Genomic DNA, 25975 nt, shown 5'->3' on the forward strand with positions numbered 1-25975 from the left:
CTAATCGATCTCCACGCCCGTGCCCGGATCGGTGATCTCGATGCTCCCCGACCAGGCGCACTTGCATTTCGAGTCGTCAGTGAGCGCCTTTTTCTCCGAGATGGTGACGACGGAGGAGCCCGGCGACCAGGGGGCGGTGATCACCGGAACGCAAGGCATAGGCGTGAGTGCACCCTGCGCAGCGGCTGTGGCGGCGGCGACCTGGGGATTCGCCTGCGTCTTGCACATGCCGAAAGGAGCGATGTTGACGATCGGCGCGTGATCCATGATGGTGGCCGTGGGCTGCTCGTCGACGTCAGCGCCGATGATTGGGAGCACGGTGAGGCTAGAGGGGGAGAGCCCCTCGCTGCACTTGAGCTTCGCGCCATGGATGACCAGCTTCGGCATGAGGTCCTCCGTGCCAGCCGATGCGAACCGAGGCGCCGATGGTAGGAGGGCGGGGGCCTCGGCCGCAAGCGGCTCGCCCGGCGCTCCTCACGCCCGCCGCATCGCCTCTTCTTCGGCCGCCGCGAGCGCGCCCTCGTCGATCTCCCCGTCGGCGGCCCGCAGGATCGCGATGCGCAGCTTATTGCTCACGCACGCTTCGGCGGCCGCGCGCACGCGGGCCTTCGCCGAGGGCTCGCCGCAGGACGCGAGCGCCGCCGCGGCGGCCACGCGGCGCTCCGGCCTGACCGCGCCGTCCTCCACGACGCTGAAAAGGTCGTCGGCGATGATCCCGGCGCGCCGGTAGCCTGCGCTCTCCCGCAGCAGCGCGATGACCGCATGCCTCCACTCCGCGAGCGGCCGGCCCGCCCGATCGAGCGCCGCGAGCGCCTCGACGGGCGCCGCCGCCGCCTGCCCGGCGAGCGCCTCCGCGACGCGCCTCGCCAGCGCAGCGGCCTCCTCGGCGCCCGACGTCGTCACCACGACCGGTTTGCCGCTCGGGCGCTCGACGACCAGCGCGGCCCCACGCACGCCCACGCCCGCGATCTCCGCGCGCGGGACGAAGCGCCGCCGGAGCAGCCGGCGGATCGAGAGGCCGTCCGTGCCGATCCGGAGGGTGGTGCCGACGAGCGGCCGCAGGCAGAGCCACGCGCCGACGCTGCTGAGCACCCACAGGGGCCCCATCAGCGCGAGCACGCCGAGCCAGTGGTCGCGACCGCGCAGCGCCTCCACGGCCAAGGCGGCGGAGAACAGCGCCGAGGGCGCTGCGACCGCGAGCGACAAGAGGCCCACGAGCGCGAGGACGAAGCGACGCGCCGGGGTGTGCGGCGAACCGATTGACCAAGAGGACGAGCACCCGAGTCTTCCAGGACATGACCGTCGACGCCATCGCCGCCCAGGTGCTGGCGGAGCACGGTGTGCCGTTCCAGACGCGGCTCTCGGCGCCGCACGCGCCTCGCTCCTACGCCGTCCAGTACAGCGAGACCGACTACGACTTCCTCTCCCGCATCTTCGCCGAGGAGGGCCTCGCGTTCTGGTTCGAGCACCCGCCGCGCCCGGCCGACGTGCCGCCGAGCATCGGCGGCGTGCGCGAGATCCCCGCGAACGACAAGAAGGGTCGTGACTGACCGCTGGACGGCGTCGACCTCGGCGGGCGTGCCCGACACGAGGAGCAGAACGCCGAGCTCCTCGCCCAGCACGGCCATGAGAGCTTCACGCCCTCGTGCCCGTACACCGTCACGCCGAGCGACTGTCTTGAAGTTCCCCGGTGGTGCCCTGGCTACGGCCTGATCAAGCTCGGGGGATGACCCCCCGGGCACCCGAGGCTCCCCCGCGGGCGGGCTCCGGAAGGCCTCCGGCAGGGGCTCGAACCGACCGCGCACCCCTCCTGAGGGGGCGGGGGCAGGTCGCGACCTGCCGGAGCGGGCTCCGGAGGACGTCGGGCAGGGTCTCGATCGGCCGCGCCCCCCTCGCGAGGGGGCGGGGACAGGTCGCGACGTGCCGGAGCGGGCTCCGGAGGGCCTCCGGCTCGGTTTCGGATCGACCAGACCCCCTCCTGAGGGGGCGGGGGCAGGTCGCGACCTGCCGGAGCGGGCTCCGGAGGGCCTCCGGCTCGGTTTTGGATCGACCAGACCCCCTCGCGAGGGGGCGGGGGCAGGTCGCGACCTGCCGGAGCGGGCTCCGGAGAACCTCCGGAGCTCACCTCACCGGGGGATTTCGAACGACTGGCACACGCCGCTCGAGCACACGTCGCTGTCCGAGCAGCAGTCCGCGTTCTCCGTGCACTCTCCACCTGACTCCTTGCAGGCCTCGCCCCCGCCCGCATCCTCCCCTGGATCTCCGCCCCCGTCGCCGGCCGGCGGGTCCTCGTCCTCGCACGTCGTGGGAAGGCACGGCCCCGGCGTCACGGTGATCGTGTCCGACGGGTACTTGCTCGGAGACGCGTGCACGTAGCTGATGGTCGCGTCGCCAAAGCCCGCTGCGCCGAACGCGGAGGCGCTCACCCACACGTCATAGACGACGCGGTAATCCCAGCCCGGTGTCTCCGGGTTGGGGGTGTACTCCTCGTCCGTCTCCGGGGAGTCGACGACGTACGCGCCGTACCCGCACGCGTTGAGATCGCGGTCGAGCGAGGTGGTCGCCGCGACGATGGCGCCCGGGTCTCCGAGGAGCATCTTGCCCTCTCCGCCGAGCACGCCGAGCGACCCGTAGCCCGAGGGCACGGACTCGACGGCCGAGAGGTAGTCGACGAAGAAGTCGAGCACGAGCTCTCCTGTCCCGTCCGTCATCTGGAACTGGGCCTTGTCGCTGCCCACGAGATCCTTGAACGTGTGCCCCCCATGGCCTTTCGGCTTCGGCCCGTCGCCGGGCTTCGGGCCGCCGGGCTGCGGGCCGCCGGGCAGCGCGTCGCCGCCCCAGCCGACGGCCGTCGCGCCGTACGTGTTGTCGACGAACGCGGGGTTGAGCGTCAGCCGCACGTGCACGAGCTCGTCGCCCTCGGCGATCTCGACGACCCGCTCGACGAACGCCATCGGGGTCGTCGGGTCGCTGTTCGTATAATAGCAGTCGACCTGGGCGGTCCCGTCCACCGGGATGCCCCGGCGGCTCGCCCCGCACGACATCGGATCGAGGTCCGCCGTGATGGGATCGCCGGCGCCCCACGTGCCAGACCCCGGGAAGCTCGGCGCGGGCGCGCTCCCCCCCTCGTCCGACGGGACGCAGTCTTCTCCGTCTTCCCCGGAGACCACGCCGCTGCCGGCGAGCCCCGTGGTCAGCCCGGTGCAGGCCGAGCCGACGACCGCGAGAGACAACAGCCCACCACAGAACCACCCTGTCAACACGAACGAACGCATCGGCATCCTCCTGCTCGAAGCAAGCACGACCTGGAGCGCGGCCGGCGAACCCGATCGCCGGCGCGATGATCTCCTCGATGAAGTGGAAGTCGCCGGAGGCGCCGGGAGCAGGCAGGGTTCGTCAGAAATCGAAGAGCGGCTGTCCGCGAGACATCGAAGAGGCGGCTGTCACGCGCGGGCGCTCACGGGCGAGCGCCGCCGGCGCGGGAGGCGGACGTGGCTTCCTCGCGCCCGAAGCCCTGCGGGTAGTCCCTGAGGTACCGGCGCGCCTCCGCGGCGGTCCGGTCCTTGTCGCCGAGCCCCTCGATCGCGCGCAGGCGCTCCACGCGGGCGATCTCGGCGAGCGGCGAGTCCGGGTAGCGGCCGAGGAGGAGGTCGAGCCGCTCGATCGCCCGCCTCGGCTGGCCCCGCCGCCGCGCCGCCATCGCGCTCTGGAGCAGCTCGTTTTCGGCCGTGAGCGAGGTGCGCGCCGGGGCCTCGCGCGGATCGCGCGGCGCGCGGGGCTCCCCCTCGACGCCGCCGCCCTCGCCGCCTCGGCTGCCCCCGCCGCCCTCGCGGGCGGCGCTGTCCTGCTCGGCCTCGCGCGGCGGCGCCTGCGCGTCGCCCGGCCGCCCCCCGGCGGGCTGGTCCGGCCGGCGCTCCTCGTCGCGGGACGACCACGTCTGGCCCGGGCTCAAGAAACGCTCGACCACGCCGCGATGCACGGCGACCCGCCCTTCCTCGACCGACACGCGCGTCTCGGCGGGCTCTCCCGCCGCGCCGGGCCGCCGCTCGACGGAGAAGCGCGTCCCGTGGACCGTGACCACGGCGTCCAGGGTCCGCACCGACAGGCTCACGCCCGCCGGCAGCGGCGGCACCTCGACGGCGATCCGGCCCTGATCGAGGGTGACGATGTCGCCGAATCGGGCGCGCCCGTCCCCGGCCGGCGCGAACCTCACGCGGGTCGAGGGCCCGACCTCGACGGTCGTGCCCGTCGCGAGCGACGCCTTCGCCCGCGCGCCCTCGCCGGTCCGCAGCTCCTCGTCGCTCGCGAGCGGCACGAGGGCGAGCGACGGCGGCGAGCGCGTCGCGCCGCCGGCCGCGATCTCGACCGAGCCCTCGAGCGCCGTCACCTGCGCCGCGGCGGGCGAGGCGTCGCGCGCCCGGACCCCGATCCAGACGCCGGCGACCGCCGCGGCGAGGGCGGCCGCCAGCGCGGTCGCGGCGAGGACCGAGCGCCTCCGCCGGGCGACGCGGGCGCGCCGCTCCGCCGCCTCGGCCGCGAGCTGATCGATACGGCCGGCGATCCGCTGCTGGAGGTACCTCGCCTGGGCCCTGGGCAGCGGGGGCACCGGCTGCTCGACAAGCGCCCGCAGCGAGGCCTCCACGGCGCGATCCTCCGGGGTGGCGTCAACGTCGTCCTGCTTCATCGTGGCTCCTCGGATCGGGCGGGGTCGCGTTGCGCCGCCGCGTCGGGTTCACAGCGCGCCTGGAGCTCCCGCCTCCCGCGCGACAGCCGCGACTGGGCTGCGGCCACGGAGACGCCGGTCAAGTCCGCGATTTCCTTGAGTGAATAGCCCATGGCGTGGAGCAGCAGCGCGGTCGCGCGGTCGCCGTCCATCGCCGCGAGGTGCCGGCGCAGGGCCTCGAGATCGCGCTGCGCGCTCACCTCCCGCTCGGGATCGGCGCTGCGCGCGGGCGCCTCGGCCCCGGCGCCGATCTCCGGCGGCCCCGGCGTGCGATCGATGACCTTGCGCTCGCGCCGGCGGGCGCGCAGCGCGCTCAGCCCGACGTGGCAGGCGATGACGGCCGCCCAGCCCGCCAGGCTGCACTCTCCCGCGAACCGGCGCTTCGTGAGCGTGCTCACGATCTGCTCGAACGCGCCCTGCACGAGGTCGACATGGTCCTGCTCGCGGCAACCCAGGATCCGGTACAGGGTCCGATCGACGACCGGGAGCAGGTGCTCGTAGAGGCGCAGCCCGATCCCTCGCTCGCCTCGCTGGAAGGCGAGCAGGATTTCCTCGTCGCTGGCGGGCGGAGGCGCGGGCGCGGGGGGCTCGGCTTCCTGGGTGGAGACGAGCCTGAGCCGGCGGCTTGCGGGTCGTGGCTCGACGGTTCCCATTCTCGTGCAGTAGCCGGTCCGCTCGAAAGCAGGCTGAGCCGCGGATTTTCCTCGATGCCGCCGCGCCGCCGCCCTGCTGGATGCCTGCCGCGCCGCCGGCCTACCGGAGGCGTAGCTGCACCCCCAGCATCCCCGTGAAGCCGCCCTTCGGCAGCGTCGCTTTGGGCTTCGGGTGTACGTGGAGGTCGGTCTGATGGATCCGCACGAACGCCTCGGCGCTGCCGAGCAGAGCGACGCTGCCCTCGGCGGGCCACACGAGATCGATCGCCGTGCGGGTCCCGAAGGCCCACCCGTGCCCGGTCTCCTCCGGCTTCTTCGGGTCGCGGGGGGAGGCCATCACCCAGTCGACGGTGCCCTCGATCCGCGCCCGCGCGAGCGCGTCGAGCGGCGCGATCGGCGCGGCGATGCCGCCGCCGCCTCCGAGCGCGAGCCACTGGACGGACACCCCCGGCGCCGGCTCGCCCAGGGCCGTGGCGTAGGACGCCGACAGCACCCCGAAGAACCCCGAGCGCCGGTCGAGCGCCGTGGCCATGACCCAGGCGCCGGCGCGGGCGGGGCCGCCGTCGAGCCCGCTGCCGGCGAGCCCACCGGCGCCGACGAACCAGCCCAGCGGGCGTGGTGGCGGCGCGCCCGCGGCCGGCTCGGCGTCCTCCGGCGCGGGAGGTGGGTCGGGCGGCGCCGGGGCGGCGGCGCGCTCCGCCGCCAGGGCCGCGACGAGGAGCCCCGCGGTGCGGTAGCGGTCGGGCAGGGGATCCTCCTCGCGGAACTCGATCTCGCGCGACGACAGCGTGCCTTCGGGGGCGCCGAGCGAGGCGACGTCGACCCGCAAGCGGCGATGGTCCGGCCCGTCCAGCCAGACCACGGCGAGCGCCCGGATCGGGGTCCCGGTGCGCTTCGGGTCGCCGAGCGCGCACCCGCCGCCCCCGGCGGCGCCGGAGCACGCCTCGACGAGGAGCGCCGGGAGCTCGCCGTGCACGGCAGGGCCCGACGCGATGTCGACGACGATCGGGGCCGCCACGAGAACTTTACCCGCGGCCGACGCTACCGAGGGCGAGGGGCGAAGGCAAGCCGGAGCCGGGCCCTCTCGTCGGGCGACGCGGTACTGGAGCGGGGAGCAGGTCAGAGGGGTACGACGGAAGACGCGATCGAGCCAAGATCAAGGCGTCCTGCGCCCACCGCGTTCACCTTGAACCCGCACCCCGCTATGGAGCGACAAACGGGTTGAGACCGCCAGATAGAGAGCAGAATTTCGAACCGCCAAGGCACCAAGGACGCCAAGAAAAGAACATGATCCTGGCGTCCTTGGCGCCTTGGGGCCTTGGCGGTTCATTTCTCGCTCGATCGACGTGAACGGCGTTCTACGGCCGCCCGAACCTGAGCAGCAGCCCGAGCCAGCCCCTCGCCAGGTAGAGGCCGTTGATCAGCACGTAGATCCAGAAGAACACGTCGAGCCGGTCCGCGAGCGCGAACGCCCAGATGTGGCTCGGGTAGTGGTTCAAGAAGCGCAGGAACGTCGTCACGAGCGCCGCCGCGCGGGCGGCGGGCGACCGGGGGCGCTCCTCGGAAGCGGTCTCGTAGTACGCCGAGACCGACGTCTCCTTGCCGCTGATCTCCGGGCGGCGGACGAAGTTCGTCAGCGAGATCGCCGAGGCGATCACCGCGACCCCGACGACCCCGGCGAGCAGGAAGCGCGGGTCGCCCGCGGGCCAGAGGCCGCCGTCGAGGCCGAGGCCGCCGCCGCGGAAGAAGCGCACCGAGAGGGCGCCGGAGAGGAGCACCGCCTTGAGCTCGTCCGTGAAGAAGTCGAAGAGGTGACCCTCCTTCGACGCGATCTTCTTGTGGCGCGCGAGCATCCCGTCGACGCAGTCGAGGAGGTAGCTCAGCTCGAGCACGCCGATGGCGATGAGGCCCCCCGCCGCCGTGGGCAGCGCGACGAGCAGCGCCGCCGCGACAATGAACACGGCGAGGTTGAGCAGCGTGACCTGGTTCGGCGTGATCGAGGTCGGCGCGAGCAGCGCGACGACGCCGCCGGCGAGCGGGCGCATGACGTAGGTGTTGAAGAGCTGATCGTGCTTCTTCCGCGTGGCCAGGTAGATCCGCTTCGCTTCGCCGAGCATGTCGGGCGCATCCTAGAGCGGGCGGTCCGGCGAGAAGGAGACAAACCGCCGGGGCGCCAAGGAAGCCGCCCCGCGCGCGGCACAGGCCTCGTTTCGCCCGGGGTACGTCCCGGTAGCGCAGAGCCCGCTTGCCGCTGCCGCCTCGCTCCGTCGTGGCCTCTGGAGCCGGGGTAAGACCCGTCCGGAGCCGCCGAGCGGCTTCCCTCGTGCGGCGGCAACGTCTATCAAGGGATCTTCATTCATTGGGCCGGTTCCCCCGGGGAACGACGCGATCCGGCGGCAAGACCGCTATCCAGTCACGCACGGAGAAGATCGGATGAAGCGTTCCATTCGCTGTCTCACGCTCTCGCTCGCCCTCTTCGCCGGCTCGCTCGCGCACGCGCACCCCGGCAAGCGGCCCGACCTCAACGCCTACCTGCGCGCGCCAAAGGCGGCGAGCGCCCCGGCCGACGCGCGCGCCTCGGCCGGCGCTCGCGCCGCGCGCGCCTCGGCCGGCGCTCGCGCCGCGCGCGCGGGCGGGATCGTCACGTCCATCGACGAGCAGCGCGGCGCCCCGACCTTCCTGTGGGCCGCGAACGGGGCCGCGCCGGCCGGGGCCGCGGCGGCCGGAGCCGCGGCGGCCGTCGTCGCAGGCGCCACCCCGGAGGCGGCCGCCCGGCTCCACCTCGGCCGCTTCGCCGCGGCCTACGGCCTCACCCGGGCCGCGCTGGCGACGGCGCAGGGGGTCCACGTCCACGACCAGGGCCAGGGGCCCGTCATCGTCGTCCTGCGGCAGCGCGTGGACGGCGTCGACCTCTTCCAGACCGAGCTGAAGGTGCTCATGCGGCAGAACCTCGAGCTCGTCGCCATCTCGGGCAACCTGCACCCGGCCGCCGTGGCCGCGAAGGCGAGCTCGGGCCGCCGCGCGTTCCGCCTCTCGCCGGGGCAGGCGCTCGCGCGGGCGCTCGAGGACCTCTACGGGATCCACCCGGGGCCGGGCGGCGTCGTCGAGTTCGTCGACGTTCAGCGCCCCGCAGGCGACTACCAGACCTTCGACCTCGCGCCGGGCAGCGCGCTCCGGGCCGCGCGCCTCCACCTCGTCGAGCCGGCCCGCGTGAAGAAGGTCTATTTCCCGATGCCGGAGACGCTGGTCCCGGCGTACTTCGTCGAGTTCATCTCGGGAGAGGTGAAGTCCGTGTCCTCGGACGCCTACGACTACGTGATCGCGGCCGACGACGGGCGCATCCTCTACCGCCGCAACCTGGTCGACAGCGACGCGTTCACCTACCGCGTCTGGGCCGAGACCACGGGCGACGGGCGGCCCCTCGATGGGCCCCAGGCCGACTTCCTGCCGCACCCGAGCGGCATGCCGGACGGGTCCCAGCCGGCGTTCATCCCGGCGCCGCTCGTCTCGATGGAGGGGTTCAACAAGGGCCCAGGCGGCGCGGTCGACCCCTGGCTGCCGCCGGGCGCGGTCGAGAGCCTCGGCAACAACGTGGACGCCTACGCGGACCACAAGGACCCCGACGGCTACTCGAACGGCGATCTCCGGGCGACCCTCACCGCAGCGAAGACGTTCGACCACGTCTACGACCCCCTGCTCGATCCGGTGTCGAGCGAGGCGCAGATCATGGCCGCCGTGACCCAGCTGTTCTACGTGAACAACTGGCTGCACGACTGGTACTACGACTCGGGCTTCGACGAGGCCGCCGGCAACGCCCAGCAGGACAACATGGGCCGCGGCGGCCTCGGCGGCGATCCGATGCACGCCGAGGCGCAGGACGGCGCCGGCATGCCGGGCGCCGAGCGCAACAACGCGAACATGACCGCCCTGTCCGACGGCGCCTCGCCCCGGATGCAGATGTACCTGTGGAATAGCCAGGACCTCCGGCGCTCGCTGACGCTCGATCCGGGCGGCGCCAGCCTGAGCACCAACACGGCCGAGTTCGGAGCCGCGAACTTCAACGTCACCGCCGAGATCGTCCTTGTCGACGACGGCGTCGATGCCACCCCCGACGACACGGTGGATGGAACCCGGGACGGGTGCGAGGCGCCGCGCTCCAACGTCGCTGGCAAGATCCTGCTCGTTGATCGGGGCGTCTGCAGCTTCAAGCAGAAGGCCGTGAACGCCGAGGCCGCCGGCGCGGTCGCGCTCGTCCTCGCCAACAACGCGCCCGGCGACCCCGCGCCGGGCATGTCCAACGGCGCGCCCGACGTCGAGGTGACCCTCCCGGTGCTCTCCACGTCCTTCGAGGAGGGGACAAGCCTCAAGGCCGCGCTCCTCGAAGGGCCGGTCTCGGCCGCGATGGAGCGCGTGCTCGGGCTCGTGCGCGACGGCACGATCGACAACACCGTCACCGCGCACGAGTGGGGGCACTTCATCCACAGGCGCCTGACCCGGTGCGGCACCGCGCAGTGCGACGCGCAGAGCGAGGGCTGGGGCGACTTCATCGCGCTGCACATGGCGCTCCGCGAGGACGACGACCTCGGCGGGACCTTCGCGACCGCGATCTACGCGGCGGAGGAGAGCGGCGACAGCGCCTACTACGGCGGCCGCCGGGCGCCCTACACGGTCGACTTCGCGAAGAACGGGCTCACGTTCAGGCACATCTCCGATGGCGTCGAGCTCCCGGAGCACCCGATGCACGAGGGCCTCAGGCTGCCGAACTCCGAGGCCCACAACGCCGGCGAGGTCTGGGCGCTCATGCTGTTCGAGGCCTACGTGGGGCTGCTGACGCGGGAGGAGGACGGGAGCCGCGTCTACACGTACGAGGAGGCGCGGCGGCTCATGTCGGACATCGTTGTGGCGGGGATGAAGCTCGCGCCGGCCGACGCGACCTACACCGAGCAGCGGGACGCGCTGCTCGCCGCCGCGTACGCGCGGAGCGAGGCCGACATGCTCGCGCTCGCCGCCGGCTTCGCGCGGCGCGGGGCGGGGACGTGCGCGGTGTCCGCGCCGCGCGACTCGCGCGACTTCGCCGGCGTCGTCGAGGGGTTCGAGCTGAAGCCGTCGAGCGCCCTGTCGGTGGGGCAGCCGGACGACGGCGTGGAGGCGTGCGACGAGGACGGCTTCCTCGACGCGGGCGAGCGCGGCCGGGTGGCCCTCGAGGTGCGGAACGCGGGCCCCGTGCCGCTCGTCGGGGCCGAGGCGACCGTCTCCTCGACGAACGGCCACGTGTCGTTCCCGGGCGGGACCACGTTCGCGGTGCCGGAGGTGCCGCCGTTCGGGGCGAGGACCGTCGAGGTCGAGCTGAGCGTGGACGAGGCCGCCGAGGGGATCGAGACGCTGGAGCTCCACGTGGAGGTCGCGGCCGACGGGGCGTGCGAGACGGCGGTCCTCGCCGTGGCCGGGGCGCGCCTCAACGTCGACGACGTGCCGGGCGCGTCGACCGTCGATTCGGTCGAGAGCGAGGCGCCCGTCTGGGCGAAGGAGGGCGAGGAGGCGGACGCCATCTGGTCGCGCGAGAAGACGGACCTGACGAACCACGCGTGGCGCGGCGTCGACAACCCGAGCCTCTCCGACACGCAGCTCGTCTCGCCGCCGCTCTCGGTCGGCGAGGGCGAGCCGCTCGTGATCACGTTCAACCATCGGTATTCGTTCGAGATTTCGCCGGAGACGGAGGCCGAGGCGGCGGTCTACTGGGACGGCGGGCTCATCGAGATCAGCGACGACGACGGCGCGACGTGGGAGGACGTCGCGGCCTATGCGGCCCCGGGGTACCGCGGCGCGATCGGCAACACGGTCGACGAGCCGTCCGTGAACCCGCTCGCCGGCCGTCAGGGCTTCGTCGGCGAGAACGAGGGCTGGCCGGATCCGGAGCCGGTCACGCTGGATCTCGGCGCCGTGTTCGCGGGGAAGACGGTGAAGGTCCGCTTCCGCATCGGCACCGACACCTATTCGGGCGATTTCGGCTGGGAGATCGACGACATCGCGGTCCGCGGCATCGAGAACAAGCCGTTCGGCGCGCTCGTCCCCGACGCGCCCGGGTGCGGCGAGCCGCCGGTCGGCGAGGGCGGCGCCGGCGGCGAGGGCGGCGTCGGCGGTGAGGGAGGGGCTCCGAGCGGCGAGGGCGGAGCAGGCGGCAGCGGTGGGGCCGACGCGCCGACCGACAGCACCAGGGTGGTCGCCGAGGGCGACGGCTGCGGCTGCGATGTCGCCGGCGGCGGCGCGACCACGACCGCGGGATCGCTGGGCACGCTCCTGGCGATGGCGATGCTCGGGCTGCGGCGGCGCCGGGGGGCGGCCTGAAGGGCAGGATCGGTTGAGGCCGCGGCCCGAGGGGGCGCGGTCCGACGGGGCGCGTCTGGCGGGGCCGCGGTCCGACGGGCCCCGGGCCGTCAGCGCCGGGCGCGGTGCGACGCGGGCGCGCCCACGTCCTGCGGCTCGTCGCTCCAGTCGACCGCGATCGAGTCCTCCCTCGCGCTCGCAGGGCCGTCCCACTCGACGGTGACCGAGCTGCCGCTCATGGACGGATCCTCGCTCCAGTCGACGGCGATGGCGTCGGCGACGGTCGGGCGGCTCGCGGGGCTCGTCGGGATCGTGATGGGCCCGTTGTCCTCGTCCGAGGCGGCCGGTGATCGCTGCCCGTGCAGCGTGATCGCGTCGGGATCGAGCGCGTGCGCGAACCGCGACGCGTACGGGGGCGGCTCGCCGCGCAGGAGGGCGAGCACGTCCTCGAGCATGAGGCGCGCGTCGGGGTAGCGCTGGTCGCGGTCGAAGGCGAGCGCGCGGTCGACGACGAGGCACACGTCGCGCGGCGCGTGCGGCGCGCGCTGCGCGAGCGACGGCGCCGGCTCCCTGCCCATCTTCAGCAGGAGGTCGAAGTCGGTGCTCGCCTCGTGCACGTGGCGGCCGGCGATCAGGCGGAACATGGTGGCGCCGACCGCGAACAGGTCGGCGCGGGTGTCGATGTCGCGGCCCTTGGCCTGCTCCGGCGGCATGTACGGCGTCGTGCCGAGCACGAGGCCCATCCGCGTGAGCTCCCCCTGGAGGCTGGAGTCCTGCCGGATGCGCGCGAGCCCGAAATCGAGGACCTTGATGCGCACGCCGCCGCCGGGCAGGGGCGTGGCCGCGGCGTCGTCGCGGACGACGTACAGGTTGGGCGGCTTGATGTCGCGGTGGATGATCCCCTGCGCGTGCGCCGCGCCGAGCGTGTCGAGCACCTGCGCGGTGAAGCGGAGCACCTCGGCCAGCGGGATGCCGCCGAGGCGGCGCTCGCGCTCGGCGAGCGACTCGCCCTCGAGCAGCTCCATCACCAGGAACGGCGCGCCGTCCTCGGCGACGTCGATGTCGCGGATCTCGACGGCGCCCGGGTGATGGAAGCGGTTCGCGGCCTGCGCCTCGCGCTCGAACCGGTCGCAGATCTCCTTCGACTTCGCGGCCTGGGGGTGCAGGATCTTGAGCGCGTCGCGGCGCCCGATGCGGTGGACGCCGACGTAGACCGCGGCCATGCCGCCGGCGCCGAGCAGCCGCTCCAGCGTCCACTTGTTGCGGATGGTGATCCCCACGCGTCGTAGGGCCGTGTCGCTGCTCATGAGGTCCTTGCGCCCATGGAAGCGGCGCGGCCGCACGCGGTCAAGCGTATGCTCCGCGCGCGCGGGAAGGTCATAGAGCGATGGCGAAACCGGACAGGCAGAGCGGGCGGCGGTACACCGAGGCCGAGGTGCGGGCCATCCTGGGGCGCGCGCTGCGAGACGCGCAGGCGCGTGACGTCAGCCATGACGAGCTGGTCGCGGCGGCCGAGGAGATCGGCATCTCGCGGGACGCGATCGAGGCCGCGTCGCGCGACGTCGAGCATGTCCGGGGGGAGGAGGAGGCGCGCGCGGAGATCGTCGCGCGCCGGCGCAGGGGCTTCCGCTCGCACCTGTTCTCGTTCGTCGCCGTGAACGCGTTCCTCTTCGCGGTCAACGCGCTCACGCCCGGGCCGTGGTGGTTCTTCTGGCCGCTGCTCGCGTGGGGCCTGGGGCTCGCCTTCCATGCGCGCGCCGCGCTCTCCGGCGACGTGTCCCCGCGGCGGCTCCGGCGGGAGCTCGAGCGCAGCGCCGCGCGGGCCCGGCGGGAGCAGGAGCGGCGGCTGAAGGAGCAGCGCAGGGTCGAGCGCCTCGAGCGCAAGCAGCGCCTCGAGCGGAGCGCGGAAGAGCTCGGGCACGCCGTCGAGGAGGGCGTCGCGACGGTGCTCTCGCGGATCGCGCAGGAGATCCGCGGCAGCGCTCCGCCGCCGCCGGCGCCGCCGGAAGACGCGGCGCGCCGGCAGCGGATCGCGCCGCTCGACGAGGACGGCGCCGAGTCCGAGGCGCGCGGCGAGGAAGAGGAAGAAGAGGCGGATCGCGCGGCGCGGCAGGGTCGCGGCCGGCGCTGACGGCGCGGCCGGCCGGCCGGACGTTAGTCGCCGAGGGAGAGACTCATGCGACGGATAGGAATGCTCGACTCGCCGTATGTCAGAAGGGTTGCCGTGTCTCTGGAGCGTCCGTGGTTGGAGCGTGTGACGGGCCAGCTGCCGGCGGCGTATTCGGGGTTAGAGGGCGAGGTCCAGCGCAGGCCGGAGGTGTTTTCGGCTTTGCGCTGCCAGGCATCCATCTCGGCCGCCGTGGCATGGCAGTTCACGCAGTCCATGCTGGCGTCGATCGTTCCGGCTTCGCATCACCCTGGCCTGGTCAGCCTGTCGACGCGGCTTGAACGCACTCCCGAGCTCCAGAAGTATCCACCCGTCGGTCCCGGCGTGTCGGCGGCCAACAGGTGACCGCGCGGTGACGCCGCTACTCGGTCTCTCGCCCGACGAGCGGCGCCTCGCCGGATTCAGGGCCGAGCCGCTCGACCTCGCTCCAGAGGGAGTCGAGGTCGAGCGTGAGCCCCTCGAGGCCCGGCACGCCGGAGACCATGCCGTCCGCCGCGGCGTGCGCGTGCACGTAGCGGCCGTCCGGGCCGAGCTCGAGGAGAGCGAGCGTCGCTGCCTGCGGGTCGATGAGCCAGTACCAGCGCACCCCGAAGAGCGCGTATTCGTGCAGCTTCTCCACGCGGTCCCGGCGGGCGTCGCGCGGCGAGGGAGAGATCACCTCGACCATGATGTCGGGCGGGACGTGGATCACGCCGCGGCGCGGCGGCTTGCGGCTCCCAGGCAGGTACGCGGAGGCGTCGGGCTTCCGGCCGGAGGAGGAGGTCACGGCGAACTTCGCCTCGGAGCCCAGCACCAGCCCGCCCCGCGAGATCAGCCAGCTCCGGAGCACCCCGATGACCCAGGTCACGATGACCTCGTGAACCGCGTCCGGCACCTCTTCCTCCGCAAGCACGCCATCCACGAGCTCGCCCGGCTCGTCTTCCGGCAAACAGATCCAGCCGGCGAGGGTCAGCCTTGGCCTGGCCGGCGCCTCGCTGTCCGCGCTCTGCCTGAGCACGACTGCGCTTTGATCCATCACGATGGCGTCCAGCGTAGCACGCCGTCGTCGGTCTCCGGGAGGATCGTCCCGGCCCAGCGGCCGCCCGGCGCTCTCCTCCCGCTCTTCATTCCCGCCCTTCTTCCCGCCCTTCCTCCCACTCTTACTCCCGCCCTCCCGCTTCCGCCCCACGGCCGCCCCGGCTACCCTCGGCGGGATGTTTCACCCCGTCGTGGACCGGTGGTTCCGCGGTCGCTTCGGCGCCCCCGCCCCCGCGCAGGAGCGCGCCTGGCCGGTCATCGCGGCCGGACACGACACGCTGATCAGCGCGCCGACGGGCGCCGGCAAGACGCTCGCGGCCTTCCTCTTCTGCCTCGACCGGCTCGTCCGTGACGCGACGCGAGGCGCCCTCGAGGACCGCACCGACGTCCTCTATATCTCGCCGCTGAAGGCGCTCTCCCACGACGTCCACCGCAACCTCGAGCAGCCGATCGCCGAGATCTCGGCGGCCATGCGGGAAGCGGGCCTGCCCGCGCCGGGCATCCGGGCCGTCGTGCGGACCGGCGACAGCCCCGCGCAGGAGCGGCGCGCCATGGCCGCCCGGCCGCCGCACGTGCTCGTCACCACGCCGGAGTCGGCGTTCATCCTGCTGACGAGCGAGTCGGGGCGGCGCGCGCTCTCCGGGGTGCGCACCGTGATCCTCGACGAGGTCCACGCGATCGCCGGGGACAAGCGCGGCGCCCACCTCGCGCTCACGCTCGAGCGGCTCGAGGACCTCGTGGTCAGCCGCGGCGGCGCCCGGCCGCAGCGCGTGGGCCTCAGCGCCACGGTGCGCCCGATCGAGGTCGCCGCCCGGCTCGTCGCCGGCGCGCGCGAGCTGCCCCGGATCGTCGACGTCGGGCAGCGGCGAGACCTCGACCTCGCCGTCGAGGTGCCCCGCGACGAGCTCGGCGCGGTCTGCACGAACGAGCAGTGGACCGAGATCTACGACCGCATCGCGGCGCTCGCGGCGGGAGCGCGGTCGACCCTGGTCTTCGTCAACACGCGCCGCCTCGTCGAGCGGGTCGCGCACGCGCTCGCCGAGCGGATCGGCGAGGACGTCGTGGCGGCCCACCACGGCAGCCTCTCGCGGGCCCGGCGGCTCGCGGCGGAGCGGCGGCTCAAGGCGGGGGAGCTCCGCGTCGTTGTCGCGACCGCGTCGCTCGAGCTCGGCATCGACGTGGGCGCGGTCGACCTCGCCTGCCTCGTGGGCTCGCCGCGGTCGATCAACGTCGCCCTCCAGCGCATCGGCCGCTCGGGCCACGCGCTCGCGGCGACGCCGCGCGGGCGGCTCTTCCCGCTGACGCGCGACCAACTCGTCGAGTGCGCGGCGATCGTGCGCGCGGCGCGGCGCGGCGAGCTCGACCGGATGGCGTCGCGCGAGGGGCCGCTCGACGTGCTGGCGCAGCAGATCATCGCCGCGTGCGCGTGCGAGGAGCGGGACGAGGAGGGGCTCTACGCGCTCGTCCGCCGGGCCGCGCCGTACGAGGGCCTGTCGCGCCGCGACTTCGACGCGGTCGTGGCCATGGTGTCGGGCGGCGGCGCGGGCTCGGGCGACGAGGGCGCCTCCGCCGCCCGGGGCGCGCGGCAGCGGGCCGGGGCGCTCGTCTACCGCGACGCCATCGGGGGGCGGCTGCGCGGGCGGCGCGGCGCGCGGCTCGCGGCGCTCACGTCGGGCGGGGCGATCCCGGACATCGCGGCCGTGGACGTGGTGCTCCAGCCCGACGGCACGAAGGTCGGCACGCTCGACGAGGACTTCGCGATCGAGTCGTCCGGCGGCGACGTGTTCCTGCTGGGCAACACGTCGTGGCGCGTGCTCCGGCTGGAGGGCGGGCAGATGTGGGTCGAGGACGCCCACGGCGCCGCGCCGACGGTGCCGTTCTGGCTCGGGGAGGCGCCCGCGCGCACGCCGGAGCTCTCGGCCGAGGTCGCGGCGCTCCGCGCCGAGATCGCCGCGCGCCTCGACGAGGAGCGGGCCGAGGGCGCGCGGCCCGGGGCGCCGCGCGGCGAGGGCGGCGGCGAGGACGCGCGCGCGGCGCGATCGCGGGCGGCGCGCTGGCTCATGCAGGAGTGCGCGCTCGACGCGCGCGGGGCGCTGCTCGTGCGCGACTACATCGAGGCGGGGCGCGCGGCGCTCGGCGCGGTCCCGGGCGGGGCGACCGTCGTGGTCGAGCGCTTCTTCGACGAGGCCGGGGGGCAGCAGATCGTCGTGCACTCGCCGCTCGGCGGCCGCGTGAACCGCGCGCTCGGGCTCGCGCTCCGCAAGCGCTTCTGCCGCTCGTTCGACTTCGAGCTCCAGGCGGCGGCGACCGACGACGGCGTGCTGCTCTCGCTGTCGGCGGAGCACGGGATCCCGATCGAGGAGGTGCTGGATCTCGTCCGCCCCGAGGGCCTCGAGGAGGTGCTCGTCCAGGCGGCGCTCCAGGGCCCGATGTTCCGCACGCGCTTCCGCTGGGCCGCGTCCCGCGCGCTGGCGCTGCTCCGCTTCCGGGGGGGCCGGCGGGTGCCGCCGGCGCTCCAGCGCATGCGCGCCGACGACCTGCTGCTCTCGATCTTCCCCGAGCAGCAGGGGTGCCAGGACAACCACGGGCTCTTCGCGCACGTCGAGCCGCCGGACCACCCGCTCGTGCGCGAGGCGCTGCGCGACTGCCTGACCGAGCTGATGGATGTCGAGGGGCTGCGCGGGCTGCTCGTCGGCCTGCGCAGCGGGGCGATCCGGGTCGTGGCGCTCGACACGCCGGAGCCGAGCGTCTTCTCGCACGAGATCCTGAACGCGAACCCCTACGCGTTCCTCGACGACGCCCCGCTGGAGGAGCGGCGCGCCCGCGCGGTCCGGGTGCGGCGCGGGCTCCCGGCGGAGGTCGCCGAGCGGCTGGGCGGGCTCGATCCGGAGGTCATCGCCGAGGTGATCGCCGAGGCGCGGCCGGACGCGCGCGACGCGGACGAGCTGCACGAGCTCCTGCTCGACCGGGTCGCGCTCCCCGCCGAGGAGGGGGGCCGGAGCGGCTTCGCGCGGCTCTTCGAGGCGCTCTGCGCCGCGGGGCGGGCGGCGGAGGTGCGCGCTCCTGCCGGCGCGGGGTCGGGCTCGCCGTGCGCGCCGCGCTGGGTCGCGACCGAGCGGCGGCCGCTTGTCGAGGCGATCTGGCCGGAGGCCGTGTTCGCGCCCGACGTCGCCGTGCCGCCCGCGTTGCGGCCGGCCGCGGGGGCGGAGGACCGCGGCGCCGCGATCACGGCCCTCGTGCGCGGCTTCCTGAGCGCCGCGGGGCCGGTCTCGACCGAGGAGCTCGTCCGGCGGCTCGACGTGCCCGCGGACGAGGCGCTGTCCGCGCTCGCGCGGATCGAGCTCGCGGGCGGCGCGCTGCGCGGGCGCTTCCGGCCGAGCGCGCCGGCGCGGGCGCCGCAGGTCGGCGCGGGCTCGCGCGATCTGTCGATCGAGTGGTGCGACCGCCGCCTCCTCGCCCGCATCCACCGCCGCACCGTCACGGGCCTGCGCAAGGCGATCGAGCCGGCGACCGCGGCGGAGCTCCTCCGGTTCCTCCTTGCGTGGCAGGGCGTGGCGCCGGGCACCCAGGCGCGCGGGCCGGGGGGCCTCGGGCGGGTGATCGAGCAGCTGCAGGGCTTCGAGCTCGCCGCCGGGGCGTGGGAGCGGGAGGTGCTGCCCGCGCGCGTGGCCGGTTACGACGAGGGGCTGCTCGACGCGCTCTGCCTGTCCGGCGAGGTGGCCTGGGGCCGCGTGGTCCCGCGCGACGCGGCGGCGCCCACGCGCGCGGCGCCGATCACGCTGGCGCTGCGCCGCGATCTCCCGTGGCTCCTCGCGCCGCGGGAGGCCGACGGCGAGCCGCCGCCGGCGTCGCTCTCGGAGGCGGCGCAGGGCGTGCTGTCGTTCCTGTCGCGCGCGGGCGCGTCGTTCTTCGAGGACATCGTCGCGGGCGCGGGCCGTTCCCGGTCCGAGGTGGAGGAGGTGCTCTGGGAGCTCGTCGCCGCCGGGCTCGTGACCGGCGACGGCTTCGCGGCGCTGCGCTCGCTGCTCGGCGGCGGCGCCGCGTCCGTCGCGCTGGGCGCCGGGCGGCTGCGGGGCGGGGCGCGCCGGGCGGGCCCTGTCGCGTCGGGCAGGTGGTCGCTCCTGCGGGCGCGCCCGGAGGCGTCCGCGCCCGCCCCCGGCGCCGCCGGGGACGGGACCGACGGCCCCGACGTGGTGGAGGCGCTCGCGCACCAGTACCTCCGCCGCTACGGCGTGGTCTGCCGCGAGCTGCTCGCGCGCGAGCCGCGGCCGCCCGCGTGGCGCGACCTGCTCCGGGTCTACCGGCGGCTCGAGATGACGGGGGAGCTCCGCGGCGGCCACCTCATCGCCGGCTTCGTGGGCGAGCACTTCGCGCTGCCCGAGGCGCTCGACGCGCTCCGCGCCGTCCGGAGAGCGCCCCCGTCCGGCGAGATCGTCCAGCTGAGCGCGTGCGATCCGCTGAACCTCGTGGGCATCGTCACGCCGGGGCCCCGCGTCCCGGCCGCGCTCGGTCATGGGGTGATCTACCGGGATGGAGTCCCGCTCGCGCCCATCGCCCCCGCGGCGGACGAGCGGCCCCGGGCGCTGGCGGCGTTCTCGCGAGCAGCGGTGTGAGCTGCGCGCCGCGCTCATCGCCTCCTCCGCGACAGCATCGAGCGGCAGCGCGCGGTTTCAAGGAAACCCCGCGCCCGCACCCTTTATATACTCCAGGGATGCGTTCACTCGACAATGGCACTCATGTTCGCGCCCTCGTGTTGCTCTCGATCGCCGCCCTCGGCGCCGTGGCCTGCTCGCCCAAGGTGAGAAATTACGGCGATGGAAGCGGTGGCCTCGGTGAGGGTGGGGAGGGCGGCGGCGGCGGTGGTGGTGGTGGCGGCGGAGACGGCGGCGGCGGCGGCGGCGGTGGCGGTGGCGCTGGCGGCGCTGGCGGCGCTGGCGCGGGCGGCGGAGATGGCGGAAGCGGCGGTGAGGGCGGCGCTCCGGTCGGGCCGGGGCGGTTTCAATGGGCGCTCCAGATCGGCGAGAACGGCTTCGACTCGGCCGCGAGCGTGGCCGTGGACTCCGACGGGAACCCGATCGTCATCGGGCGGTTCTCCGGCGCGATCGATCTCGGCGGAGGCCCCATCGTCGCGCAGGGCGGCTCCGGGTCGTATCTCGCGAAGTTCGATCGCGACGGCAAGCACGTCTGGAGCAAGTCGTTCGGCCTGAGCCTCGCCGGCGGCCAGCACGTCGCCCACGGCCTCGGCGACGCGGTCTTCGTGGGAGGGAGCTATTTCCGGAACCTCGATCTCGGCGGCGGGCCGCTGCCCGAGAGCAGCGGCGGGCTCGGGCTCGCGAGGTTCGAGAGCGGCTCGGGCAAGCACGTCTGGAGCAAGGGGTTCGGCGATCAGTACGTGAAGGAGCTCGAGTACGTCGCCTTCGGGGGCAGCGGGACGGTCCTCATCTCCGGTTCCATCGGCGGCACGGCGGATTTCGGCGGCGGGCCGATCGGCGACGCGATCAGCGGCAATGCGGTGTATGTCGCCAAGCTGGACGCGGCGGGCAGGCACGTCTTCACGATATACATCGATGACGAGAGGGCGTCGCTCGGGGCCGGCGGGCTGGCCGCAGACGCGGAGGGCCACGTCGCGATCGCGGGCACGTTCGATCAGAACTTCAACCTCGACCCGAGGGTGAGGCCCTTCGTCTCCAAGGGAGGACGCGATATCTTCTTTGCCAAGGTCGATCCAAAGGGCGCTTTGCTATGGCAGAAGGCGTTCGGAAACAGCCTTTACGATGCGGCCTCTCAGGTGGCCTTCGACGCCGCAGGGAACGTGTTCCTGGCCGGGATGTTCCAGGGGAGCGTCGATTTCGGCGGCGGGCCGCTCGTCGCGCTCGGCACGAAGCCGAACTTCTTCGTCGCCAAGTTCGATCCGGCGGGAAAGCACCTTTACAGCCGGGGCTTCGGCGACTCCGAGCTGCAGGACGTCGCGTCGATCGCGGTGGATCCGGCGGGCAACGCGGTCATCACGGGGACCTTCCTCGGGAGCATCGATTTCGACGGCACCGTCCTCGAGAGCCAGGGCACGGTCGACGATCCGAACGGATCCCGCAGCGGAGGCGATATCTACATCGCGAAGCTCGGGCTGGACGGCAAGCACCTCTGGAGCCGCCAGATCGGCGATCCCGTGGAGCAGGCGGCGGGCGGCGTGGCCCTCGGCCCCAAAGGCGAGGTGTTCGCCGTCGGCTCGTTCCGCGGCACCGTGGATTTCGGCGGCGGCCCCGTGACCACGCGCGGCGAGTCCGATGGCTACGTGGTGAAGCTTGGCCCCTGAGCGCCGCCCGCCGCCGGAGCTGCCTCTCCGCCGCCCGACCGGAGCTCGCGGCGCGGCCATCGCGTTGCGCGCGCTGGCGACCGCGGCGTCGGCGTGCCTGCGCGTACGTTGCGCCCCAACGCTGATGCGTCAATATCCTGTCGCAACATACGCTCGGGGGGGCGTTCTTGGTGATTCGAGGCCACCGACATGTGGATTGCCCGCCCCGCGCTCCGCCGATCCTTCACCTCCGTCCGCCGCTCCCCCAGTCAGCTCAGGGTGTTCTGGACATCCTGGGCCGCGCTCCTGGCTGTGCTTCTGCAGTGCGCTGCGTGCGACAAGGAGGCAGCGCCTCGGCCTGACGGCGCCAAGGCGGAGAAGCCTGGGGCCGGCGCCAAGGAGGTGACGCTCGCGCCGGTGACGGAGCTCGTCATCGAACAGACCATCGAGATCTCGGGGACCCTGGACGCGGATGAGCAGGTGACGCTCGGGGCCAAGGTGCCGGGCCGCCTCGCCTCGATCTCGGTCGACCTGGCGAGCCCGGTGAAGCGAGATCAGGTCGTCGCTCAGCTGGAGGCGAGGGATTACGAGCTGCGGATCGAGCAGGCCGGGGCCGCGCTGGCGCAGAGCCGCGCGCAGCTCGGCTTGCCGCAGGACGGTCCCGATGAAGAGCTCGATGTCGAGGGCACGGCGATCGTGAAGGAGGCGCTCGCGACGTTGAAGGAGGCGCAGGCCAACCAGGTGCGCGCGCGGAGCCTCGCCAGGGAAGGGCTGATGTCGGGCATGGACCTCGACGCGGCCGTGGCGGCGGCGGTCCGCGCGGAGGCGGCCGTGCAGTCGGCGCGGGAGGAGGTGCGGATCCGCCAGGCGGCGGTGCGCCAGCGGCGCTCGGAGCTGCGCATGGCGCGGCAGCAGCTCGCCGACGCCATGGTGCGGTCGCCGCTCGACGGCGTCGTCCAGGTGCGGCGGGCGAGCGTCGGCCAGTACCTCGCCGCGGGGGCGCCGATCGTGGAGGTCGTCCGGATCGACCCCCTGCGGCTGCGCGTGGCGATCCCGGAGCTCGAGGCGGCCGCCGTGCGCGCGGGGCAGGTGGTTCGCGTGAAGATCCCGGGAGACGACGTGAGCTACGAGGGGACGGTCGCGCGCCTCGCGCCCGCGCTCGACCCGCAGAGCCGGACCTTGCTCGTGGAGAGCGACATCAAGAACCCCGGCCACCTGCGGCCTGGCAGCCTCGTCAGCGCGCAGATCGCCGTGACCGTGAGGCCGGTGCCGACCGTGCCGGCGACCGCCATCGTCCGGTTCGCCGGCCTCGCGAAGGTGATCACGGTCGAGGACGGCAAGGCGAAGGAGAAGCAGGTCACCACCGGAAAGACGGCGGGCGATCGGGTCGAGATCGTGTCCGGTCTCGCCGTGGGAGAGTCGGTCGTCGCCCGGCCCGGGTCGCTCCAGCAGGGGCAGCCGGTGCGCGTGGTGGAGGGCAGCTAGGATGCAGACGCTCGCCAGGATCTGCATCCAGCGGCCCGTGTTCGCCGCCATGCTGGCGCTCGCCCTCGTGGTCGTCGGCGCGGTGGCCTATTTCAAGCTGGGCGTGGATCGCTTCCCCGCCGTGGATCTGCCGACGGTCTCGGTCCGCACGACGCTCCCCGGCGGCGCGCCCGAGGACGTCGAGGCGGAGATCTCGGAGGAGATCGAGGCGGCGGTCAACACCGTCGAGGGGATCACCGAGCTCCGCTCGATCTCGTCGAGCGGCACCTCGGTCGTCATCGCCACCTTCAACCTCGATCGCGACGTCGACTCGGCGGCGCAGGACGTGCGCGATCGCGTGCAGGCGGCGCTGCGCCGCCTGCCGGTGGGCACCGATCCGCCCATCATCGCGAAGCAGGACAACGACTCGACCCCGGTGATGTCGATCGCGCTCTCCGCCGATCGATCGATCCGGGAGCTCACCGAGGTGGCCGACAAGCTCGTGCGGGTGCAGCTCGAGCGCTCGTCGGGCGTCGGCGAGGTGCGCGTCGTGGGCGGGCAGGAGCGCGCGATAAAGATCTGGCTGAACGCTGACCGGCTCGCCGCGTACGGCCTCCCGGTCACGGCCGTCCGCGACGCCATCGTCCAGCAGAACGCGAACATCCCTGCGGGCAACGTCACGGGGAAGGAGGAAGAGCGGACGCTGCGCACCATGGGCCGCCTCGAGAGCGCGGGGGCCTTCAACGACATGGTCGTCGCCAGCGTCGACGGGCGGCCCGTCCGGGTGCGCGACGTCGGCCGCGCCGAGGACGGCACCTACGAGCAGCGCTCGCTGGCCCGCCTCGACGGCAAGCCGACCGTCGTCCTCCACGTCGTGCGGCAGTCGGGCGCGAACACCGTCGCGGTGATCGAGGCCGTGAAGGCCAACCTGGCGGCGCTCTCCGAGCAGCTGCCCGAGGACGTGCGGCTCGAGGTCATCCGCGATCAGTCGGGCTACATCTACACCGCGCTGCACGAGATCAACGTGCACCTCGTGCTCGGCAGCATCCTGGCGTGCGCGGTCGTCCTCTTGTTCATGCGGTCGTGGCGGTCGACGATCATCGCGGGGATCGCCATCCCGACGTCGGTCGTCGCGACGTTCGGCATGATGTGGGCGCTCGACTTCACCCTGAACAGCGTGACGATGCTGGCGCTCGTGCTGATGGTGGGCATCGTCATCGACGACGCCATCGTCGTCCTCGAGAACATCTTCCGGTTCGTCGAGGAGAAGAAGATGGATTCCTTCGAGGCGGCGCGGGCCGCCACGCAGGAGATCGGGCTCGCCGTGCTCGCGACGACGCTGTCGCTCGTCGTCATCTTCGTCCCCGTGTCGTTCATGTCGTCGATCTCGGGGCGGTTCCTGTTCCAGTTCGGGATCACGGCCACGGTGGCGATCCTCGTGAGCCTCCTCGTCAGCTTCTCGCTGACCCCGATGATGAGCGCGCGCCTGCTCCGCAAGGAGGGGACCCACGCCCACGGCGCGGGCGAGGCGGGGGGCGGGGGCGAGGCGGCGGCGCGCCCGGGCTTCTACGGGCGGCTCGAGGCCAGGTACCTGCGCGCCCTCGCGTTCGCGATGCGGCACCGCCTGCTCGTGTCGGCCGGCGCCGTCCTTGTGATGGCCTCGGCGGTGCCGCTCTACGGGCTCGTGAAGCAGGAGTACATCCCCTCCGGCGCGGACGACGCGGAGTTCGAGATCCGCGTCACGGCCCCGCTCAGCGCGAGCATCGACGCGATGGACGACGTGATGCGGCGCATCGGCGACGACGTCCGCGGGGTGCGCGGGGTGCGGAGCGTGCTCGCCACGGCGGGCGGCGGCTTCATCGGCGGGGTCAGCTCGGGCGAGGCATTCGTCCGCATCGCCCCGCACGACGAGCGCACGTTCTCCCTGACGCGGCTGTTCCGGGAGACGTTCTCCGGCAACCCCCTCCGCGCGTTCAGGGACAACTACTCGCAGAACGAGGTGATGCAGGAGGTGCGGCGCAAGCTGCGCAAGTACTCCGATCTCCGGATCTCGGTCCGCAACGTGCCGTCGTTCAACATCGGCGGCGGGAATTTCGAGATCGACTTCGCGATCCAGGGGCCCGACATCGAGGCGCTGGAGCGCTACGCGAACGAGCTCCGGGAGCGCTCAGCGCAGCTCGGCGGCATCATCGACGCGGACGTGACGCTGAAGATCGACCGGCCCGAGCTGCGGGTGCTCATCGAGCGCGAGCGCGCCGCGGAGCTCGGGGTGCGGACGCAGGACATCGCGACCGCGCTGCGCCTGATGGTGGGGGGAGATGACGCGGTCTCGCGCTTCCGGGACGAGGCCGCCAACGAGAACTACGACGTGCAGCTGCGGCTCGTCGAGGAGGACCGCGATCGGCTGTCGGCCGTCCGCCGCCTGTACGTGCCCCGGTCGGTGCGCGCGCCGGCGGCGCCGCAGGCGCGCGGCTCCGGCGACGGGACCGCGTCGGCCGGATCGCCGCTGCTCCGGGGCGATCTGGTGCGCCTCGACAACCTGGTGCGCATCGAGGAGGCGAGGAGCCCGTCGCGCATCGACCGGCTCGACCGCCAGCGGGTCTCGAGCCTGCGGGCCGGCGTGGCGCCCGGCTACGCGCTGGCCGACCGGCTGGAGGCGCTGCGCGGGGCGGCGCGGGAGATGGACATGCCCGCGGCGTACACGACCAGCGTGCGCGGCCGCGGCGCGGAGCTCGAGCGCGCGTTCGGGGAGTTCATCTGGGCGTTCCTCCTGTCGATCGTGCTCATGTACATGATCCTGGCGTCGCAGTTCGAGAGCCTCGTCCACCCGGTCACGATCCTGCTCTCGCTGCCGCTGGCGGTGCCGTTCGCGCTGCTCAGCCTGTGGGCGACCGGGAACACCCTCAACCTGTACTCGGCGCTCGGCTTCCTCGTGCTGTTCGGCGTGGTGAAGAAGAACTCGATCCTCCAGGTCGACCACATGAACAGGCTCCGCGCCGAGGGCATGCCGCGCGCGGAGGCGATCCTCCAGGCGAACCGCGACCGGCTGCGGCCGATCCTGATGACCACGCTGGCCCTGGTGGCGGGCATGCTCCCGCTCTGGCTGGGCACGGGGCCTGGGGCCGAGGAGCGCCACGCGATCGCCGTGGTGGTCATCGGCGGCCAGTCCCTGAGCCTGCTGCTCACCCTGATCGTCACGCCGGTCTCGTACTCGCTGCTCGACGATCTCGCGCACAGCGAGCGCTGGGGGCGCGCCCGGGCCCGCATGGCCTCCTTCCGCGAGCGGGCGTCCGCGCGGCTCGGCCGGCTTGTCGCGCGCAGGACGACGTAGGCGG

Annotated in this window: 17 protein-coding genes; 8 read left to right on the forward strand and 9 right to left on the reverse strand. The window is 73.7% G+C overall.

Annotated features, from left to right (window positions below):
• Positions 1 to 387 carry a DUF4280 domain-containing protein gene (locus WME75_RS14410; protein WP_437490783.1) on the reverse strand — a complete coding sequence of 129 codons (387 nt, stop codon included), beginning with the start codon at positions 385 to 387 and terminating at the stop codon, positions 1 to 3.
• Positions 388 to 474: 87 nt separating this feature from the next.
• On the reverse strand, positions 475 to 1215 hold the full coding sequence (locus tag WME75_RS14415) for a PH domain-containing protein (protein ID WP_437490786.1): 741 nt from the start codon (positions 1213 to 1215) through the stop codon (positions 475 to 477).
• Positions 1216 to 1259: 44 nt separating this feature from the next.
• Here WME75_RS14415 and WME75_RS14420 point away from each other — a divergent pair, with 44 nt between their 5' ends.
• Positions 1260 to 1550, forward strand: coding sequence for a contractile injection system protein, VgrG/Pvc8 family (locus WME75_RS14420; protein ID WP_437490789.1), 291 nt, complete (start codon positions 1260 to 1262; stop codon positions 1548 to 1550).
• A 576-nt stretch (positions 1551 to 2126) separates the two neighbouring features.
• Here WME75_RS14420 and WME75_RS14425 read toward each other — a convergent pair.
• The 5 genes from WME75_RS14425 to WME75_RS14445 form a co-directional block, all read right to left on the reverse strand.
• Complete coding sequence (locus WME75_RS14425) at positions 2127 to 3275, reverse strand: hypothetical protein (protein ID WP_437490791.1); 1149 nt, start codon at positions 3273 to 3275, stop codon at positions 2127 to 2129.
• 182 nt (positions 3276 to 3457) lie between these two features.
• On the reverse strand, positions 3458 to 4684 hold the full coding sequence (locus WME75_RS14430; protein WP_437490794.1) for a FecR domain-containing protein: 1227 nt from the start codon (positions 4682 to 4684) through the stop codon (positions 3458 to 3460).
• The gene (locus WME75_RS14435) at positions 4681 to 5376 is read right to left on the reverse strand and encodes an RNA polymerase sigma factor (RefSeq protein ID WP_437490797.1); all 696 of its coding nucleotides are present in this window, start codon (positions 5374 to 5376) and stop codon (positions 4681 to 4683) included. The genes WME75_RS14430 and WME75_RS14435 overlap by 4 nt, the downstream gene beginning before the upstream one ends.
• 100 nt (positions 5377 to 5476) lie before the next feature.
• Positions 5477 to 6394: a hypothetical protein gene (locus WME75_RS14440; RefSeq protein ID WP_437490800.1), complete on the reverse strand. Its 918-nt coding sequence runs from the start codon at positions 6392 to 6394 to the stop codon at positions 5477 to 5479.
• Positions 6395 to 6734: 340 nt separating this feature from the next.
• Entirely contained in the window at positions 6735 to 7493 is a 759-nt protein-coding gene (locus WME75_RS14445; protein WP_437490802.1) for a CDP-alcohol phosphatidyltransferase family protein, read from the reverse strand.
• 316 nt (positions 7494 to 7809) lie between these two features.
• Here WME75_RS14445 and WME75_RS14450 point away from each other — a divergent pair, with 316 nt between their 5' ends.
• On the forward strand, positions 7810 to 11721 hold the full coding sequence (locus WME75_RS14450; RefSeq protein WP_437490804.1) for a M36 family metallopeptidase: 3912 nt from the start codon (positions 7810 to 7812) through the stop codon (positions 11719 to 11721).
• Positions 11722 to 11810: 89 nt separating this feature from the next.
• Here WME75_RS14450 and WME75_RS14455 read toward each other — a convergent pair whose 3' ends face one another.
• Positions 11811 to 13007, reverse strand: coding sequence for a serine/threonine-protein kinase (locus WME75_RS14455; protein ID WP_437490806.1), 1197 nt, complete (start codon positions 13005 to 13007; stop codon positions 11811 to 11813).
• An 80-nt stretch (positions 13008 to 13087) separates the two neighbouring features.
• Between WME75_RS14455 and WME75_RS14460 the strand changes: the two genes are divergently transcribed.
• A complete protein-coding gene (locus WME75_RS14460) occupies positions 13088 to 13831 on the forward strand; it encodes a 2TM domain-containing protein (protein WP_437490809.1) in 744 nt (247 codons plus the stop codon).
• Positions 13832 to 13876: 45 nt separating this feature from the next.
• The gene (locus WME75_RS14465) at positions 13877 to 14212 is read left to right on the forward strand and encodes a hypothetical protein (RefSeq protein WP_437490812.1); all 336 of its coding nucleotides are present in this window, start codon (positions 13877 to 13879) and stop codon (positions 14210 to 14212) included.
• A gap of 16 nt (positions 14213 to 14228) precedes the next feature.
• On the opposite strand, the gene WME75_RS14470 is transcribed toward WME75_RS14465, so the two are convergent.
• Positions 14229 to 14882 (reverse strand): Uma2 family endonuclease, encoded by a 654-nt coding sequence (locus WME75_RS14470; RefSeq protein WP_437494820.1) that lies wholly within the window; start codon positions 14880 to 14882, stop codon positions 14229 to 14231.
• 178 nt (positions 14883 to 15060) lie between these two features.
• Between WME75_RS14470 and WME75_RS14475 the strand changes: the two genes are divergently transcribed.
• The 4 genes from WME75_RS14475 (at position 15061) to WME75_RS14490 (ending at position 25971) form a co-directional block, all read left to right on the forward strand.
• The gene (locus WME75_RS14475; RefSeq protein WP_437490814.1) at positions 15061 to 19497 is read left to right on the forward strand and encodes a DEAD/DEAH box helicase; all 4437 of its coding nucleotides are present in this window, start codon (positions 15061 to 15063) and stop codon (positions 19495 to 19497) included.
• Positions 19498 to 19595: 98 nt separating this feature from the next.
• Positions 19596 to 21197 carry a hypothetical protein gene (locus WME75_RS14480; protein ID WP_437490817.1) on the forward strand — a complete coding sequence of 534 codons (1602 nt, stop codon included), beginning with the start codon at positions 19596 to 19598 and terminating at the stop codon, positions 21195 to 21197.
• Between the two features lie 258 nt (positions 21198 to 21455).
• Positions 21456 to 22661 (forward strand): efflux RND transporter periplasmic adaptor subunit, encoded by a 1206-nt coding sequence (locus WME75_RS14485; RefSeq protein WP_437490820.1) that lies wholly within the window; start codon positions 21456 to 21458, stop codon positions 22659 to 22661.
• Between the two features lies 1 nt (position 22662).
• A complete protein-coding gene (locus tag WME75_RS14490; RefSeq protein ID WP_437490823.1) occupies positions 22663 to 25971 on the forward strand; it encodes an efflux RND transporter permease subunit in 3309 nt (1102 codons plus the stop codon).
• Positions 25972 to 25975 lie beyond the last annotated feature (4 nt).

This window comes from Sorangium sp. So ce1014, assembly GCF_051521505.1.
In the GTDB taxonomy this organism is placed as follows: domain Bacteria; phylum Myxococcota_A; class Polyangia; order Polyangiales; family Polyangiaceae; genus Sorangium.

Excerpts from the sequence above, each read along its gene's own strand:
- WME75_RS14410 (WP_437490783.1), bottom strand. The coding sequence starts at position 387 with ATGCCGAAGCTGGTCATCCATGGCGCGAAGCTCAAGTGCAGCGAGGGG.
- WME75_RS14425 (WP_437490791.1), bottom strand. The coding sequence starts at position 3,275 with ATGCGTTCGTTCGTGTTGACAGGGTGGTTCTGTGGTGGGCTGTTGTCT.
- WME75_RS14430 (WP_437490794.1), bottom strand. The coding sequence starts at position 4,684 with ATGAAGCAGGACGACGTTGACGCCACCCCGGAGGATCGCGCCGTGGAG.
- WME75_RS14435 (WP_437490797.1), bottom strand. The coding sequence starts at position 5,376 with ATGGGAACCGTCGAGCCACGACCCGCAAGCCGCCGGCTCAGGCTCGTC.
- WME75_RS14445 (WP_437490802.1), bottom strand. The coding sequence starts at position 7,493 with ATGCTCGGCGAAGCGAAGCGGATCTACCTGGCCACGCGGAAGAAGCAC.
- WME75_RS14450 (WP_437490804.1), top strand. The coding sequence starts at position 7,810 with ATGAAGCGTTCCATTCGCTGTCTCACGCTCTCGCTCGCCCTCTTCGCC.
- WME75_RS14455 (WP_437490806.1), bottom strand. The coding sequence starts at position 13,007 with ATGAGCAGCGACACGGCCCTACGACGCGTGGGGATCACCATCCGCAAC.
- WME75_RS14460 (WP_437490809.1), top strand. The coding sequence starts at position 13,088 with ATGGCGAAACCGGACAGGCAGAGCGGGCGGCGGTACACCGAGGCCGAG.
- WME75_RS14465 (WP_437490812.1), top strand. The coding sequence starts at position 13,877 with ATGCGACGGATAGGAATGCTCGACTCGCCGTATGTCAGAAGGGTTGCC.
- WME75_RS14470 (WP_437494820.1), bottom strand. The coding sequence starts at position 14,882 with ATGGATCAAAGCGCAGTCGTGCTCAGGCAGAGCGCGGACAGCGAGGCG.
- WME75_RS14475 (WP_437490814.1), top strand. The coding sequence starts at position 15,061 with ATGTTTCACCCCGTCGTGGACCGGTGGTTCCGCGGTCGCTTCGGCGCC.
- WME75_RS14480 (WP_437490817.1), top strand. The coding sequence starts at position 19,596 with ATGCGTTCACTCGACAATGGCACTCATGTTCGCGCCCTCGTGTTGCTC.
- WME75_RS14490 (WP_437490823.1), top strand. The coding sequence starts at position 22,663 with ATGCAGACGCTCGCCAGGATCTGCATCCAGCGGCCCGTGTTCGCCGCC.